This window comes from Paraburkholderia sp. BR13439 (assembly GCF_040948805.1).
Taxonomy (GTDB): Bacteria; Pseudomonadota; Gammaproteobacteria; order Burkholderiales; family Burkholderiaceae; genus Paraburkholderia; species Paraburkholderia youngii.
The window spans coordinates 144,962-160,427 of sequence record NZ_JBFPKN010000022.1 but is presented as its reverse complement, the minus strand read 5'-3'; the positions used below and the strand labels follow the sequence as shown (position 1 = coordinate 160,427).

13 protein-coding genes are annotated in these 15,466 nt (G+C 62.4%); 11 read left to right on the top strand and 2 right to left on the bottom strand.

From position 1 onward, the window contains the following. Positions 1–365: 365 nt before the first annotated feature. The gene (locus AB3X96_RS33460; protein ID WP_368593024.1) at positions 366–962 is read left to right on the top strand and encodes a nitroreductase family protein; all 597 of its coding nucleotides are present in this window, start codon (positions 366–368) and stop codon (positions 960–962) included. 44 nt (positions 963–1,006) lie between these two features. On the opposite strand, the gene AB3X96_RS33455 is transcribed toward AB3X96_RS33460, so the two are convergent. Next, positions 1,007–1,954, bottom strand: coding sequence for a TauD/TfdA dioxygenase family protein (locus tag AB3X96_RS33455; protein ID WP_368593023.1), 948 nt, complete (start codon positions 1,952–1,954; stop codon positions 1,007–1,009). A gap of 277 nt (positions 1,955–2,231) precedes the next feature. Next, the gene (locus tag AB3X96_RS33450; RefSeq protein ID WP_368593022.1) at positions 2,232–2,765 is read right to left on the bottom strand and encodes an OsmC family protein; all 534 of its coding nucleotides are present in this window, start codon (positions 2,763–2,765) and stop codon (positions 2,232–2,234) included. Between the two features lie 328 nt (positions 2,766–3,093). Between AB3X96_RS33450 and AB3X96_RS33445 the strand changes: the two genes are divergently transcribed. The 10 genes from AB3X96_RS33445 to AB3X96_RS33400 all read left to right on the top strand — a co-directional run bounded on the left by AB3X96_RS33445 (position 3,094) and on the right by AB3X96_RS33400 (position 15,459). Next, the gene (locus AB3X96_RS33445) at positions 3,094–4,335 is read left to right on the top strand and encodes an SfnB family sulfur acquisition oxidoreductase (RefSeq protein WP_368593021.1); all 1,242 of its coding nucleotides are present in this window, start codon (positions 3,094–3,096) and stop codon (positions 4,333–4,335) included. 216 nt (positions 4,336–4,551) lie between these two features. Further along, positions 4,552–5,760 (top strand): LLM class flavin-dependent oxidoreductase, encoded by a 1,209-nt coding sequence (locus AB3X96_RS33440; RefSeq protein ID WP_368593030.1) that lies wholly within the window; start codon positions 4,552–4,554, stop codon positions 5,758–5,760. A 33-nt stretch (positions 5,761–5,793) separates the two neighbouring features. Continuing rightward, on the top strand, positions 5,794–6,855 hold the full coding sequence (locus AB3X96_RS33435) for an ABC transporter substrate-binding protein (RefSeq protein ID WP_368593020.1): 1,062 nt from the start codon (positions 5,794–5,796) through the stop codon (positions 6,853–6,855). A gap of 46 nt (positions 6,856–6,901) precedes the next feature. Beyond that, positions 6,902–8,521: an ABC transporter substrate-binding protein gene (locus AB3X96_RS33430; RefSeq protein ID WP_368593019.1), complete on the top strand. Its 1,620-nt coding sequence runs from the start codon at positions 6,902–6,904 to the stop codon at positions 8,519–8,521. Positions 8,522–8,559: 38 nt separating this feature from the next. Further along, complete coding sequence (locus tag AB3X96_RS33425) at positions 8,560–9,609, top strand: aldo/keto reductase (protein WP_368593018.1); 1,050 nt, start codon at positions 8,560–8,562, stop codon at positions 9,607–9,609. 2 nt (positions 9,610–9,611) lie between these two features. Further along, the gene (locus tag AB3X96_RS33420; protein WP_368593017.1) at positions 9,612–11,255 is read left to right on the top strand and encodes an ABC transporter substrate-binding protein; all 1,644 of its coding nucleotides are present in this window, start codon (positions 9,612–9,614) and stop codon (positions 11,253–11,255) included. Positions 11,256–11,279: 24 nt separating this feature from the next. Then, the gene (locus AB3X96_RS33415) at positions 11,280–12,794 is read left to right on the top strand and encodes an amidase (protein ID WP_368593016.1); all 1,515 of its coding nucleotides are present in this window, start codon (positions 11,280–11,282) and stop codon (positions 12,792–12,794) included. A 50-nt stretch (positions 12,795–12,844) separates the two neighbouring features. Beyond that, positions 12,845–13,705 (top strand): MetQ/NlpA family ABC transporter substrate-binding protein, encoded by an 861-nt coding sequence (locus AB3X96_RS33410; protein ID WP_368593015.1) that lies wholly within the window; start codon positions 12,845–12,847, stop codon positions 13,703–13,705. Positions 13,706–14,016: 311 nt separating this feature from the next. After that, positions 14,017–14,478 (top strand): porin, encoded by a 462-nt coding sequence (locus AB3X96_RS33405; protein WP_368593014.1) that lies wholly within the window; start codon positions 14,017–14,019, stop codon positions 14,476–14,478. A 153-nt stretch (positions 14,479–14,631) separates the two neighbouring features. After that, positions 14,632–15,459: a VOC family protein gene (locus AB3X96_RS33400; RefSeq protein WP_368593013.1), complete on the top strand. Its 828-nt coding sequence runs from the start codon at positions 14,632–14,634 to the stop codon at positions 15,457–15,459. The last annotated feature ends 7 nt before the right edge of the window (positions 15,460–15,466 follow it).

The following is a 15,466-nucleotide window of genomic DNA, read 5'->3' as shown; positions in this document are numbered from 1 at the left end:
GATCCTCCGGTTTGCCTGGAAACTTCGTATTTTCCACGTGGGCACATCGATGCCGTTGGCCCGTGAGGATCCACCTCCCTTTGCGCTCACATTCACGGGTGGGACGCGTTCATTTCATTCCCTGCTGATGACATTTATTCAATTTAGTCAGCGGCGCGCGCTTGCGCAAACAAGCATTTGTGCAATGCATTGCGCTGTGAATGCAATGTCGGCCCGGCGGTGCCGATGAAACGCATTCTCCCGTCGAGTGCTTTTCATATGCACAAACATTGGTTGGATTTGCGTTCGCCTCGACTTAACGTCCTGATTCTGGCGCGCGTACGCTCAAAAGCGTCCCACCCCGTTCTCTTCTCAATGGCACAGACATGACCACTTCGAACTTCCGTACCGCCGAGCATCCGATCGACAGACAATTTCTCGAGCGCTGGTCGCCGCGCGCGTTCACGCAGGACACGATTCCCGAATCGACATTGCTGACCTTTCTCGAAGCGGCCCGCTGGGCACCCTCTTCGTATAACTCGCAACCGTGGCGTTTCGTCTATGCGCGTCGCGGCACCGAGCACTGGGCGCGCTTTCTGGGCTTTCTGAACGAGTTTAACCGCGGCTGGGCGCAGCATGCTGCGGCGATCCTGATCGTGCTGTCGAAACGCACCTTCACGCCGCCGGGCGCAGCGGCGGAAGTGCCGCTCGCTTCGCATTCGTTCGATACCGGCGCCGCGTGGGGTTATTTCGCGCTGCAGGCGAGCCTGTCAGGGTGGAAGGCGCACGGCCTTGCCGGCATCGAGCGCGAGCAAATCCGTTCGGAACTCGCGATCCCCGAGGACTATGCGATCGAAGCGGCCGTTGCCATCGGCCGCGCCGGCGACAAGGCTTCGTTGCCCGAGGCCTTGCAAACGCGTGAGACACCGAGCCCGCGTAATCCGCTGGCGACGTTCGTTGCGGAAGGCCGCTTCGCGTTCTGACAGCGCAGGAAATCGAACCGGACCGCCCGATGGGCGGTCTCCGTTCAGTTCAGCGCAATGGCGGCGGCCGCCCCAACAGGCGAACCTTCCAGCGACACCGACGCGCGCCCGTCCGGTCCGACCGGCACATCGCCGACGAGCGTCGTGCGGTACAACTGGCGATCAAAGTCGAGATCGAGAATATCGGTCGGCGCGAGATGCGCGGTCGTGCGGTTGTCCCAGAACGCCACGCTGCCCGCTTCCCATCTGAAGCGGACCGTGAATTCCGGCCGCGTCACGTGTTCCCACAGCAGTTCGAGCAGCAGCTGGCTTTCGCGCGGAGTGACGCCGACGATCTGCTTCAGAAATCCGGGGCTCACGTAGAGCGCACGCTCGCCGGTCTCCGGATGCACGCGCACAAGTGGATGCTCGCTGACGAGCGTATGCCGCTCGACCGCCGCTGCAAACGCTTCGGTGCCTTTCGCGCCTTGCGGCGGCGCAAAGCGATGCACGCCGCGCAGACCGTCGACGAACTTGCGCAGCGGCTCGGACAGCTTTTCATAAGCGATCACGAGGTTGGTCCATTGCGTGTCGCCGCCGTACGGCGGAATCGTGACGCCGCGCAGGATCGACGCGAACGGCGGATTGACGGCCGCGGTCACATCGGTATGCCAGCCGGTCCACGGCCGCAGCAGCGGCTGCCCTTCGAAACGCGTCGCCCTGCGGAATTTCGAAATCGAGTAGATCTGCGGGTGGCCTTCGACGTGGCCGAACACCGGATGCCCGACCGTCAGCTCGCCGAACTGCGAGGAAAAGGCGACGTGCTGCTCGTGGCTCAGAAACTGCTCGCGAAAGAACACGACACGCCACTTCAGCAACGCGGCGCGGATCGCTTGAATCTGCTTCTGGTCGAGCGGCCGGGTCAGATCGACTCCGCTGATTTCCGCGCCGATATGCGCGGACAGCGGACTGATCCGCAGTTCGGCTTCGTCGGTAGCGGGGGCTGCACTCATCGTTGCTCTCCTTGGTCGCGGCACTTGTCGCGCGACGTGTTTGGGGGTTGATCGGCGACGTGGCGGCGTGCAATGTATGGATTTCGTTCATCCGTCATCCTTAGCATGAACTTTGCACACGATGCACGCATGTGCCGGCGAGTCAGTATAGGGACAGCCTGCGCGCCGACAACTACCGATTTCCACTTAGGTTATTCGCGCAGATGCAATGAAAAGGCGCCCCTCGGCGCATCGCCGCGACCGCCACGTTTTCACGTTGCGCCACACCGAACGGTTGTTACGCCGCGCTAACGTGCCGCAATTCACCGACGATCGTCTGCGGGTTCTTCAGCAGGTTGTAGATCGGGCAAACCGCCTCTACCGCTTCATGCAGCGCGCGAATCGCATCGGGTGGTTCCGGCGACACGATATCGAGCGTATAGCGGATGTTGTGCGGAAAGATCGGCACATGCTCGAAGCCCGGTTGCTGCGCGAGCGGATGCTGTTCTCCAGTCACCTCCACATCGATTGAATCTATCCGCAATTGCCGCTCGGCAGCCTGAATCAGCGTGATATGCGTAAGGCAGCTCCCCAGTACACCGAGTTGCAATTCCGGTGACGTAGGTCCGAGGTCGTAGCCGGCGAAATCGGCGGGACTGTCGCTGATCACCTGGAAATCGCGGATACGGATTTCGCGTACACCGCTGCGTCCCAATGCACGCACATTGGCTTTCAGCTGGTTAGCCTTGATATGCGGGTCGTTACGCGCCGTTTCGCGTTTCGCGAGCCAGGCGATGCGTTTCTGCTGGAGGTACTCGTTCAGGGTCGTCATGAATGAATGGTTCGATCGATCGTCGAAACTTCGATTGAGGATTCACCGCACAGCATAGCCAGCCACCGTGGATCAACGAACGAAGCGATTCTGCTTTGCTTAAACCTATGCGTCAGTTGCGCTGGGGCCCGCTCAACGCACATATAAGGATAGAAATTATTGTTCGTTGTCCATTGGGTCTATTTGCCGGTACTTTTTTTGGGCTCAACGCAGCCGCGGGAAATTGCTGCTCGATGACGAACTTCGTATGCGAGAGCAATTGCATGTTGAAAAGAATCACTCGTTCAGCCTTAGTCCCGGTCCTGAATGGACTGCCCAGGAGTCGTTGATGACCGCTCACGCTTCAGACATCGCGTTCGAAGAGACCGCCCGAGTGACCCCACGCGTGTATTCACCAGCGCACATTCTCAAGTCCGACGATGAAGCGCTGCGCACCGCGCAAGCGCTCGCCGAGCGCTTCGCGCTCGATGCGGCGCTCCGCGATAGCGAACGCATCCTGCCTTTCGCGGAACTCGACGCCTGTTCCGGTGCAGGACTGTGGGCCATGACCGTGCCACGCGAATACGGCGGAGCACAAGTCTCCTACGCGACCGTGGCTCGTGTATTCGCCATCCTCGCTGAAGCCGATCCGTCGATCGCGCAAATCCAGCAGAACCACAATAGCGCGGTGTTCTGGATCTGGAAAACCGGCAACGCGCAACAACGGTCGTTCTTTCTCGGCGAGATTCTGGGCGGCGCGCGTTTTGGCAATGCGAACGTCGACGTGGGCGGACGGCTGCCCAGCGGCTCCGCGATGACCATCACACCGGAGCGCGGCGGCTTCCGTTTATCCGGTACCAAACTTTATTCGACCGGAGCGCTTTTCGCCGACTATGTGTCGACCATCGGCCAGGACCAGGAAGGGCGCCGCACTGTAGCCGTGGTGCCGGCCGGTCACCCGGGCATGAAGATCATCGACGACTGGCAGAGCTTCGGCCAGAAAACCACCGCAAGCGGAACCGTGATTTTCGAGGACGTCTGGGTGCCCCCGCTCAACGTGTTACCGATTCATCAAAGCTACACGCTCTGGCCGCAAAACGCAGTCACGCAGATCAGCCATGTCGGCATCGACGCGGGCATTGCGCGCGCCGCGATCGATGCGACGATCTCCTTTATTCGCGAACGCGACGCGGCTTCGTCGTCGAACGCCATCCCGCCGCTCGGCGACGATCCGTATGTGATCCACCAGCTTGGCGAAATGACCACGCGTCTGCACGCGGCCGAAGCGATGATGGACCGCGCCGGTCGCGAGATCGATCGCTGTCTCGCCGATACCGGCCCCAACTCGATTGCGGCCGCGTCGATCGCCGTCGCGCAAGCCAAGGCATTGACGACCGAAATCGCGATCGAAGCGGGCAGCAAGCTGTTCGAGCTGGCTGGCACTCGCTCGACGCATCCGTCGTTCAATCTCGACCGGCACTGGCGCAACGCGCGGGTTCACACCGTGCATGATCCGGTGCGCTGGAAATACGCGGCGGTCGGCAACTTCTATCTGAACGGCGTGCATCCTGCGCCCACCGGGCAGACCTGAAGCCCATGCCGCGGCAATGCCTCAAATGAAAAGAAGAATTCATTGTTTTGCGTTGCCAACCTCGCGTGATCTACTGCGTTGACGCGAGTCCTATCGGTTTGCACTGAGGTTTGATACGGACGCCTGGCGCCAACCATCACGCAAGATGACCGAGCGCTTGAAAAGAACAAGCGCCTTTTACGTCAAACGGCACGGACAATACCTGTGACCCAATCCATTTTCGCCGCTCAGTCGCAAGCGTCAGCGCAATCGCCGGACACCACGCGCGACGCCACCCCCTTCGTACATGTGCGCTCGCCCGTCGAATTCGCCGATAGTCCGGTTGCCCGCGCGTTCGAACAGCCCTTGCTGATCGGGCTATTCCTGCCGATTCAGGCAGGCGGCTGGAGCGCCTCAACGTTGCCGCGCAGCACCGACTGGAACTTCGACTACAACCTGGCGCTCGTCCAAAAGGCCGAGAGCCTTGGCTTCGATCTGGTATTCGCGCTGTCCCAGTGGCTGCCCAAGGGCGGCTACGGCGGTGTGTTCAACGGTCAGGCCCTCGACTCGTTCATGTCGCTCGCGGCCATGACCGCGCGAACCGACCGTATCATTCTGGTCGCCACCAGTCATGTGCTTTATGGCCCGTGGCATCCGCTGCATTTCGCAAAGTTCTCCGCGACGCTCGATCACATTTCGAAGGGACGCTGGGGCATCAATGTCGTGACCGGACATCGCGCGGTCGAACACGAAATGTTCGGCTGGCAGCGCATCGAACATGACCGCCGCTATGAGCTGGCGAGCGAGTTTCTCGACGCGGTGCAACAGCTTTGGACACAACCGGATAACTTCAGCTTCGCGCCAGGGCTGTCGAGCTGGAAGCTCGACAAGGCGTTCGTCACGCCGAAGCCGCAATACGGGCGCCCGCTGCTCGTGAATGCGACGGGATCGGATGCGGGGATCGACTTCGCCGCACGTTACTCGGACGTCGTGTTCATCACCAGTCCCGCTGGCTCCGAAATCGAAGCCGCGCTGGCCGCGTTGCCGGCACACACGGCGCGCGTGAAGGCAACGGCCGCAAAGTACGGGCGCAAAGTCCGCACTCTGATCAACCCGATGGTGATTTGCCGCGAAACCGAAGCCGAAGCGCTCGCCTATCGTGACGCGATCGTCGCGCATGGCGACGAGGGCAGCTTCCATCGATTCGATAGTGACGCGCACGCATGGCGCGGCAACGCCGAGCAGCGTAATCAGGCGGCCGCCCGAGCCGTCGGCGGCAACATCTCGATCGTCGGCTCGCCGCACCAGATCGCCGAATACATCGTGCGCCTGCATCACGCGGGTATCGACGGCGTGCAGTTGAGCTTCTTTGACTTCAAACCGGACCTCGAATTCTTCGGCGCTCGCGTGCTGCCGCTATTGCGCGAGGCAGGCCTGCGTCTCTGACTGCCCACCCTCTCCTAACTTCAAGGCGATCGAATGAGCCGACTCTGGTACACCCGCTGCCCTGCCCCCACTCCGTTCGGTATCACCGTACAGAAAGGCTGGCTCGAAGAGGAATTCGCGACCGACGGCATCGACGTGAAAGCGCTCCAGGACGCCGACGACGTCAACATTCGCCGCTCGCATTTCACACACGCGCAGCCATGGTCGTTTCGCCAAGGTGGAAACATTCCCGCGCTGTGGGCGCGTTCGCAAGGCAGCGATACACGACTGATCGGCCTAAGCTGGGTGGATGAATTTCAGGCCCTGATCACGCTCGACCGGCGACTCGACGCGAGCGCCGAATCGCTTGCGGGACGCCGCTTCGGCTTTCCGCTCAATGCGCGCGCAAGCGTGGTCGACTTTCATCGCGCGACTGCCTTGCGTGGCTTCACGTCATTGCTCGGCGCGCTCGGCGTGCAACTCAAAGACGTCGATCTGGTCGACCTGCCGCATACGCCGCGAGGCCTCGAAGATGCCAAGCCGGCCGCCGATGCCCCGCTCGCCGACTGGCTGGACGCCCAGCGCTCCCACGAATTCGCCCGCGAAGCCGAAGCACTGCTGCGCGGCGAAGCGGACGTCGTGTTCGTCAAAGGCGCGACGGGACTCGATATCGCAAATCTGCTGAATGCGAAGATCCTCATCGATATCAGCGCACAACCGAATCGGCTGCTGCACGCGAACAACGGCACGCCTCGGCCATTGACGGTGGACGCGCAGCTGTTGCGCGAGCGTCCCGATCTGGTCGAACGGGTGCTCGCTCGCACGCTCGACACCGGCGACTGGGCGCAACGCCATGCCGGCGACGTCGCGCACTATGTGGCTCGCGAAACGCGCAGCGCGGAACATTGGGTCGAGCGTGCCTATCCGGGCGGACTGCATCGGCAATTGAGCATCGGACTCGATCCGCAAGCGTTGGCGGCGCTCGCCGACTTCAAGCAATTCCTGTTCAAGTGGGGATTCATTCCAACCGACTTCGATTTCGACGCATGGGTCCACCCCGCGCCACTGCGTGCCGCGCTCGCGCGCCGTGACACGACGGCGCCCGCCATGGTCTGAACCAACTCACGGTCTCCTTCCTTCTCTCTTCTCGCACAACCGTACGATGGCATATGTCACATCGCAGGCCGCGCTGCGCCGCCGCCGCACGCGCCTTGTCAACGGCGCGCTCGGATTCGCGGCTGCGCTGCTCGTCGCGCTCTCTGTTTCTCACGCTGACGCACAGACACGCGGCGGCACACTCAATTTCGTCGTCACGCCGGAGCCCACCGCTCTCGTCAATCTCGCGACCACTGCGACCAATGTGCTGAAGGTCAGCCCCAAAGTGGTCGAAGGCCTGCTCGAATACGACTTCAAGTTGCAGCCGAAAGCTTCGCTTGCAACGTCATGGGAAGTCAGCGACGACGGTCGCAATTACGTTTTCCATTTGCGCCACGGTGTGAAATGGCATGACGGTCAGCCCTTCACCTCCGCCGATGTCGCGTATTCGATCCAGACGCTCAGGCAAGTTCACCCGCGCGCCAAGACCACCTTCGCGAACGTCACCGATGTGACGACGCCGAACCCCTACACCGTCGTCATCGCGCTGTCAAAGCCCGCGCCGTATCTGATCAAGGCGTTTTCGTCGTCGGAGACGCCGATCGTACCCAAACACATTTACGAAGGCACCGACCCCCTGACCAACCCGGCCAATAACGCGCCGGTCGGCACCGGCCCGTTCCGCTTCGTCAAATGGGTGCGCGGCAGCTACATCGAATATGCACGCAACGACGACTACTGGGACAAGGGCAAACCCCTGCTCGACAAGATCGTCGTCAAGGTCATCACTGATCCGGCCGCGCGCACCGTCGCCTTCGAAGACGGTTCCGTCGATCTGAGCGGCGACACGCCCGTGCCGCTCTCCGACATCGAGCGGCTGAAAAGCAATCCGAAGCTCGCGCTTGACCCTCGCGGCTATGAGTTCCAGGCTGGTGTGACGCGGATCGAGTTCAATCTCGACAATCCGGTACTGAAGGACCTCAAGGTGCGTCAGGCGATTGCGTCGGCGCTCGATCGCGACGTGATCCGCAAGGTGATCTTCTACGGCTACGCGACGCCGCTCGCAAGTCCGATCATCCCGACGAGCCCCTACTACGACCCGGCGCCCACGCCGTATCCGTTCAACGTGGAGCACGCCAACGCACTGCTCGACGAAGCCGGCTATCCACGCAAGGCGGACGGTACCCGCTTCGCGCTGACTGTCGACCCGCTGCCGATAGGCGATCTGCCCACGCGCACCGCCGCTTACGTGAAATCCGCGCTGGCTCGCGTCGGTATTGCGGTCACCGTGCGCAGCCAGGATTTGCCCGCGTATCTGAAGCGTATCTATACCGACCGCGACTTCGACTTTTCGATCAACGGCATGAGCAACCTGTTCGATCCGGTGGTCGGTGTGGCGCGGCTCTATACGAGCAACAACTTCCGGCGCGGCGTGCCGTTCACGAACGGTTCCCACTACAGCAACCCACAGATCGACCAGTTGTTCACGCAGGTCGCCGAGGAAACCGATGAAGCCAGACGCAAGGAGCTCTTCTCGCAGATTCAGCGCATTCTCGAACGCGATCTGCCTGACATCAACCTGGTGTCGCCGCAATACCTGACCGTGTACTCACGCGCGGTCCATAACCATACGACGGGACCAGACGGCGTATCGGCCAGTTTCGCCGACGTCTGGCTGCAACGCTAAAGCGCTTTCGACTCAAACTCTTACGGAATTCGACTTTCATGGAATACAGACAACTCGGTCGCAGTGGTATCAGGATCTCGACACTGACGCTAGGCACGATGATGTTCGGCGGGCCCACCGACGAGGCCACCGCTGCGCGGATCATCGAACAGGCGCTGGAACAGGGCGTCAATTCGATCGACACCGCCGACGTCTACGTCGAAGGCGAGTCGGAGCGCGTGGTCGGACGCGCGATTGCCGCGCAGCGCGAACGCTGGGTGCTCGCGACCAAATTCGCCAATCCGCTCGATGAGCGCGACGTCAATGCGCGAGGCGCGTCGCGCAAGCATATCGAGCGCGCCGTCGATGCGAGCCTCCGGCGCCTCGGCACCGACTACATCGACCTGCTGTACATCCATCGCGAAGATCATCAGACGCCGGTTGAAGAGACCGTGCGCGCGCTCAACGATCTGATTCGCGCCGGCAAGCTGCGCTACTTTGGCCTGTCCAATCATCGCGCGTGGAAGATCGCCGAGTTCAGCCATACCGCTCAGGCGCTCGGACTCGACGCGCCGGCCGCGAGCCAGCCACTCTACAACATCGCGAACCGCCAGGCCGAAGCCGAACAATTGACGGCGGCGCATCGCTACGGGCTCGGCGTGATTTCGTATAGCCCGCTCGCGCGCGGCGTACTCACGGGCAAATACGAACCGGGCGCCACGCCCGGCGCCGACACCCGCGCGGGGCGTAGCGACCGGCGCTTGCAGCAGACCGAGTGGCGTCCCGAATCGCTCGAACTGGCGCGGCGCGTACGCGAGCACGCGCAAGCCCGCGGCCTTTCCGCCGGGCAATTCGCGCTCGCGTGGGTGCTCAATAGCCGCTATATCAGCTCGACGATCGCCGGGCCGCGCACCGAAGCGCAGTGGCAGGACTATCTGCCCGCGCTCGCCTACCGCCTGAATGCTGAAGACGAAGCCTTCGTCGATTCGCTCGTGACGAGCGGACATCCGTCCACGCCGGGTTTCAATGATCCTGGGCATCCATTCTTTGGGCGCCTCGCGCGTCATGGCGATGCCCAACATGGCCAGACACTTCTTCAACGGGGGTAGCCATGCGCTTTGATCGTCGGCATTTCATCCAGGGTTCACTGGCGCTTCTATCCGCCGGCGCGCTGGGCTCCTCGGGACGTCTCGCGCACGCGACCAGCGCCGCCGCTTCGGCGGGCGCTTTGGCCGGAGCCGATCCCACGCCCATACAGGGCGGCACGCTGACCTTCGCGGTGCAACAAGAGCCGCCGTCGCTGGTGTCGCTGCTCGACACAAACACGGTGATCCGCAACATCAGCGCCAAAATCACCGAGGGACTATTGCGTTATGACGCGCAGTTCAGGCCGCAGCCCTTGCTCGCCATCGCGTGGAGCACGAGTGACGACGGTCTGCAATATAGGTTCAGGCTGCGGCCCGGCGTGAAGTGGCATGACGGGGAGAGCTTCACATCCGCCGACGTGCGTTACTCGATCCTCACCCAAAAACGTCTCGGCCCGCGCGGACGTATCACGCTCGCCAATGTCGAACGCGTCGACACGCCCGACCCGCTGACGGCCGTGGTCGTACTCGGCAAACCGACACCGTATCTGATCAAGGCTTTGTCGTCCGCGGAATTGCCGATTGTGCCGCAGCACCGTTATGGCGACGGCGATCCGCTCACGAGTCCCAATCTGAGCGCGCCGATCGGCACCGGTCCGTTCGTGTTCGATCAGTGGGTGCGAGGCAGTCACATCAGCTTGCGCAGAAATCCGAACTACTGGCGCGCGGGCGCACCGCATCTCGACCGTGTGATCTATCGGATCGTGCCCGACCAGGCGTCCATCTCCACGGCGCTGGAAACCGGCGAAGTCGACGCCGCAACCAATGTCGGCCTGGCCGATCTCGGGCGCCTCGCGAAACTGCCGTACCTGAAAATCGACGACAGCTACGACGCGTATCTGAACAACGCGGCATTCCTCGAATTCAACCTCGAGAATCCGGTGCTCGCGAAGCCTGAGGTTCGCAAGGCAATCGCGCATGCAATCGATCGGAACTTCATCAAGGACAACGTGTTCTACCGCCGCTCGAGCGTGGTCGACTCGCCGGTGCCAGCCGTATTGTCGAGCTACTACGACGACAGCACGTTCCACTATCCCTTCGACATCGACGCCGCGAACCATCAGCTCGACGCGGCGGGTTATCCGAAGCAGGCTGACGGCCAACGCTTCGCGCTGAAGATCAATTACATCAGCGGCGCGGATTTCCGGCGCGCGGCGGAATATCTGCGCGCGGCGTTGTCGCGCATCGGCATCAAAGCGACGATTCTCGACGGCGATCTACCGACCTATCTGCGCCGCGCGTACACGGCACGCGAATTCGATTTGAACCTGAATGGCCTTGGCCGGTTGTACGACCCGACCGTCGGCGTGCAGCGCATCTACTGGTCGGACGGCGTCCGGCATCCGCTGATCTGGATCAACGCGTCGCACTATCAGAACCCGCGAGTGGACGAGCTATTTCGCGCGGCCGCGACCGAATCCGACGAGACGCGCCGCGCGGCCGCGTTCCGGCAAGTCCAGCAGATCGTCGGCCGCGACCTGCCGGTGCTTCCGCTCGTTACGGTGCCCTCGGCATTGCAGGTGTATCACGCACGCGTGCACAACCTGAACAACAGCATCGACCTGACCGCCGGCGATTTCTCCGACACCTGGATCGAACCGAAAACCTGACACTCTGACGAGGGCCCCTGAAAAATGAGCACACTGGAACTGGACGACCCGAAGTCCGCGCTACTGAATGCACTGACGTTCGCGAGCGCGAAGCAACAGGCCCACGCCCTGGCCGAGGGCCGCGTTTCAGCGGTCGATCTGCTGGAACACAGCCTCGCTCGCATCGCGCGCTTCGATGACGTGTTGAACGCCGTGGTCGCGCGCGACTTCGAAGCGGCACGGGCCGCCGCCCGCGAAGCCGATGCGGCGCTTGCGCGTGGCGAGCGACGGCCGCTGCTTGGCGTGCCGATCACGGTGAAGGAATCGTTCGATGTTGCCGGGCTCGCCACCAGCGTCGGCAATCCGGCTTTCGCGGACAATCGCGCCGAACGCGATTCGCTCGCTGTCGCCGCGTTGCGTGAGGCAGGCGCGGTGATCATCGGCAAGAGCAACGTGCCGCTCGGTCTCGCGGACCTGCAAAGCTATAACGAAGTCTACGGGCTGACGCGCAATCCGTGGGATCTGGAACGGACGCCCGGGGGCTCGTCGGGTGGCTCCGCGGTGGCGCTCGCGGCCGGCTATGTCGCCCTCGAGATTGGCTCGGATATCGGCGGCTCGATCCGCATTCCCGCGCACTTCACGGGCGTTTTTGGACATAAGCCGAGCTACGGCCTCGTGTCGCTGGTCGGCAGCGGCGTGCCGAGAGGCCGCGCGTCCGCCCGCGATCTCAGCGTGGCGGGTCCGCTCGCGCGCAGCGCGGCTGATCTCGAACTCGCACTGGATCTGCTTCTCAACCGCGATCCGCTGACGGCCAAAGCGTGGCGCGCCGCGTTGCCACCCGCGCGCCACGCACGGCTCGCCGACTTCCGCGTGCTGGTGGTCGACACATGGCCGGGCACCGAACGCAGTGTGTCGGAGCGTCTCGTGATCGAGCGCGTGGTCGAGCGGTTGCGCACGCAAGGTGCACAGGTCAGCAGCCCGGCCGATCTGCCGCAGGGCCTGCTGCCCGATCTCGTGCGTGCGCATGCGCTGTACCGGACGCTGCTCGGGTCGTCGCTCGCCGAGCCGCATGTGCCGAGCGAGGCGGCCCGACAACGCCTCGCCGCGCTCGCCCCCGATGACGAGAGCGCCAACGCCGCTTGGCTACGGGCGCCACACCTCGCGCACCGCGACTGGCTCAAAGCCGACGAGCAACGCCATGCGTTGCGTCATCAGTGGGAACGGCTTTTCAAAGCATTCGATGTGGTCGTCACGCCGGTCGCCCCGGTCGCCGCGTTCCGTCACAACCACGAGGAGCCCAAAGACGAGCGCACCTATCCGGTCGCCTTCGACAACGGCGTGCGCGACGTGCGCTTCCTCGACTTCTTTCATTGGGCGGGCCTGCCGGTGCTGCCGGGATTGCCGGCCACCAGTTTTCCGCTCGGTCTCGACGACGACGGCTTGCCCGTCAGTGCGCAAGCAGTTGGCCCATGGCTCGAGGACCGTACACCGATCGCTTTCGCGCATCTGCTCGAACAGGCGTATGGCGGCTTTTTCGTGCCGCCCGGATATGAAGCGTAGCCCGTCCCATGGCGCGGCGGTTTTTCAACTATCTTTTCAGTAACAGGATCATGACCCGAAACACCGCTGTTTCGTTCGCCGTCAGGCGGCGTCTTGCGAGCGCTGCCCTGCTGGCGGCCACGCTTGCCGGTTTTGCCGCCGCTACCGTCCACGCAACCGATAACCCCGCACCACAGGAACTGCGCATCGGCTTCGTCCCGGGACCTTACGCGGACGAATTCAGGCAGGGCGTCGAGCCGCAACTGCGCAAGAAAGGCTACTCGATCAAATACGTTGAGTTCAGTACCGGACTCGAGGCGAACCAGGCCGTCTACCGAGGCGAGATCGTCGCCGACGTGATGCAGCATGAGGTCTATCTGAAGTCGTATAACGACCGCAACGGCACCGATCTGGTCGGCGTAGTGCAGGTTCCGACGCCGCCAATGGGACTCTACTCGACGCGCCACCATTCGCTCGCGGACGTGAAGCCCGGCGCGCGAGTCGCGGTGCCGAACGATCCTGTCAACCTGGAACGCGCGTTGAAAATTCTTCAGCGCGTCGGCTGGATCAGGATCAAACAGAACCCGAATCCGGTGGACGTGACCGAGCAGGATGTGATCGCCAATCCGGCCGGCATCAAGCTCGTACCGCTCGAATCGGCGCAGGCGCCGCGCGCGCTCGACGATGTCGATTACGCAGCGATACAGGGAAATTTCGCAATCTTCAGCGGCCACAAGCTGACTGAGGCGCTTGCCCTCGAACAGATGACGCCGCCGTATATCAACCAGGTGGTCGTGAAGGCCGCCAACCGCAATGGCAAGGCGACGCAGGATATCGTGCAGGCCTACCAGTCAGCCGATTTTCAGCGTGCGATTCGCAGCAACCACTTTTACGACGGCTTCCGGCTGCCTGCTTATTTCGACGGCCAATAAGCTCTTTTCGAAAACGGCAACGGCGGCGCGCGAAGCCGCCCTCGTTCCGCATTTTGCAAGACGGCGTTGCAAAGGCACGACACAAGAGTCGTCGCGCGACACCGGACTTCCTTACCAATTCACCCCGACATCACGAATTCATTTGCTGTGAAAGCGGCCGCCGCGACGCATTCACACGGTCTTGCGATATCGATCCAATAAGGATCGCAAATCTATCGTCGGTGAATGGTGCTATCGCTGATTTATTGATGGGTTGACCATTATTCGAAAGAAATAAGCGAAATCCATATCGCATTTCATTGTTTGTTTCAGTGATTCGGGTTGCTTATCGTTCTCGGCAGACAGTGTCCGTCGCGGCTACTTATACGGCGGGCGGCGCAATTTTTGGCGTGTCGTATTCGAATACGCAGTTCCGCGGTCTGGGCACCAACGCCGCGCTCAATGCGTTGCAATATAGCGGCACCGCGGTACTGAGCACAGTAAGCGCGAGCCTGCGTTATCAGGCCACGCCCTTCCTGCGCTTCGGTACCTCGTTCGACTATACGGCAGGCGGCAGCGTGAATGGCAAGGAAGGCGCAAAGTACGAACAGGTCAATCTCGGCGCCGCCTATTCGCTTTCGAAAGCGACTGATCTTTATGTGACCGGCGCATTCCAGCACGCGAGCGGCACCGATTCGCTCGAACGTCCGGCGGTCGCGGCCATCGGATATATCACTCCGTCCACGACGAACAAGCAGGTCGTCGTGTCGGCCGGGATCAAGCATACGTTCTAAGTCAACAAATCCCGATCCGGCGACGGATCGGGATTGCGCGGTTCAAGGCGAGCCTATCCACCTTCCGCGCTATGCAATCGACAATCCATTACTAGCGTTTTGGCGGCAGGCTTCGCATACTCGCTGGCGACCCTACTGCGGAGTTCGTCCGTCATGTCTCTTTCACTCGACCATCTCGTGATCCGCGTACAGGATCTCGAACAGACTATCGCCGATTTCACTACGCTTGGTTTTACCGTACAACGCGGCGGCACGCACGCCGACGGCGCCACGCATAACGCGCTGATCGGTTTCGTGGATGGCAGCTACGTCGAATTGATCGCCTTTCTGCGCGAGGCACCGGAGCATCGCTGGTGGGACGCTAGCGATCGCGTAGGCGATGGTTTCGTTGATTTCGCGCTGCTGCCGCAATCGGTTGCCAGCACCATCGCCGCCGCTCAGGAACGAGGGCTCTCCTACGACGGCCCCATCGCAGGCGGACGCGTGCGTCCCGATGGCGAGCGCCTCGAATGGCAGATCGGCAAACCATCGAGCGCGGACCTGCCCTTCCTGTGCGGCGACCTGACGCCGCGCCGCCTGCGCGTCGCCGAAGGCGATGTGCGCCATCACGCAAACGGCGCGCGCGGTGTCGCGAACATTACGCTCGCCGTGAATGACCTGAATGCCAGCCTCGCACGATATCGCGCGCTGCTCGGAGAACCCGACGTACGGCGTGCGCCGCTACCCGGTTATGACATCGCATTGGCTATCCTGTCGCTCGGCACGACGACGCTCACGCTCGCCAGTCCCACTGGCCATTCTCGCGAGCCCGAAGGCCTTGCAGCGGACCTTCGACGACACCTGGCCTCGCGAAGCGAAGGCGTTTTCGCGGTCGCACTGGAGACGTTCGCGGATAGCACCGCGCGCCGCCTCGAGCGCGCACTCGCACATGGCGCCACCATCGAACTGATACCGGGCAACTCGACCCGCCACGCTCAATAACGTCGCG

Bases quoted from the DNA above. Each gene is read 5' to 3' on its own strand.
- AB3X96_RS33460 (WP_368593024.1), top strand. From the start codon at position 366: ATGACCACTTCGAACTTCCGTACCGCCGAGCATCCGATCGACAGACAA.
- AB3X96_RS33455 (WP_368593023.1), bottom strand. From the start codon at position 1,954: ATGAGTGCAGCCCCCGCTACCGACGAAGCCGAACTGCGGATCAGTCCG.
- AB3X96_RS33450 (WP_368593022.1), bottom strand. From the start codon at position 2,765: ATGACGACCCTGAACGAGTACCTCCAGCAGAAACGCATCGCCTGGCTC.
- AB3X96_RS33445 (WP_368593021.1), top strand. From the start codon at position 3,094: ATGACCGCTCACGCTTCAGACATCGCGTTCGAAGAGACCGCCCGAGTG.
- AB3X96_RS33435 (WP_368593020.1), top strand. From the start codon at position 5,794: ATGAGCCGACTCTGGTACACCCGCTGCCCTGCCCCCACTCCGTTCGGT.
- AB3X96_RS33430 (WP_368593019.1), top strand. From the start codon at position 6,902: ATGGCATATGTCACATCGCAGGCCGCGCTGCGCCGCCGCCGCACGCGC.
- AB3X96_RS33425 (WP_368593018.1), top strand. From the start codon at position 8,560: ATGGAATACAGACAACTCGGTCGCAGTGGTATCAGGATCTCGACACTG.
- AB3X96_RS33420 (WP_368593017.1), top strand. From the start codon at position 9,612: ATGCGCTTTGATCGTCGGCATTTCATCCAGGGTTCACTGGCGCTTCTA.
- AB3X96_RS33415 (WP_368593016.1), top strand. From the start codon at position 11,280: ATGAGCACACTGGAACTGGACGACCCGAAGTCCGCGCTACTGAATGCA.
- AB3X96_RS33410 (WP_368593015.1), top strand. From the start codon at position 12,845: ATGACCCGAAACACCGCTGTTTCGTTCGCCGTCAGGCGGCGTCTTGCG.
- AB3X96_RS33400 (WP_368593013.1), top strand. From the start codon at position 14,632: ATGTCTCTTTCACTCGACCATCTCGTGATCCGCGTACAGGATCTCGAA.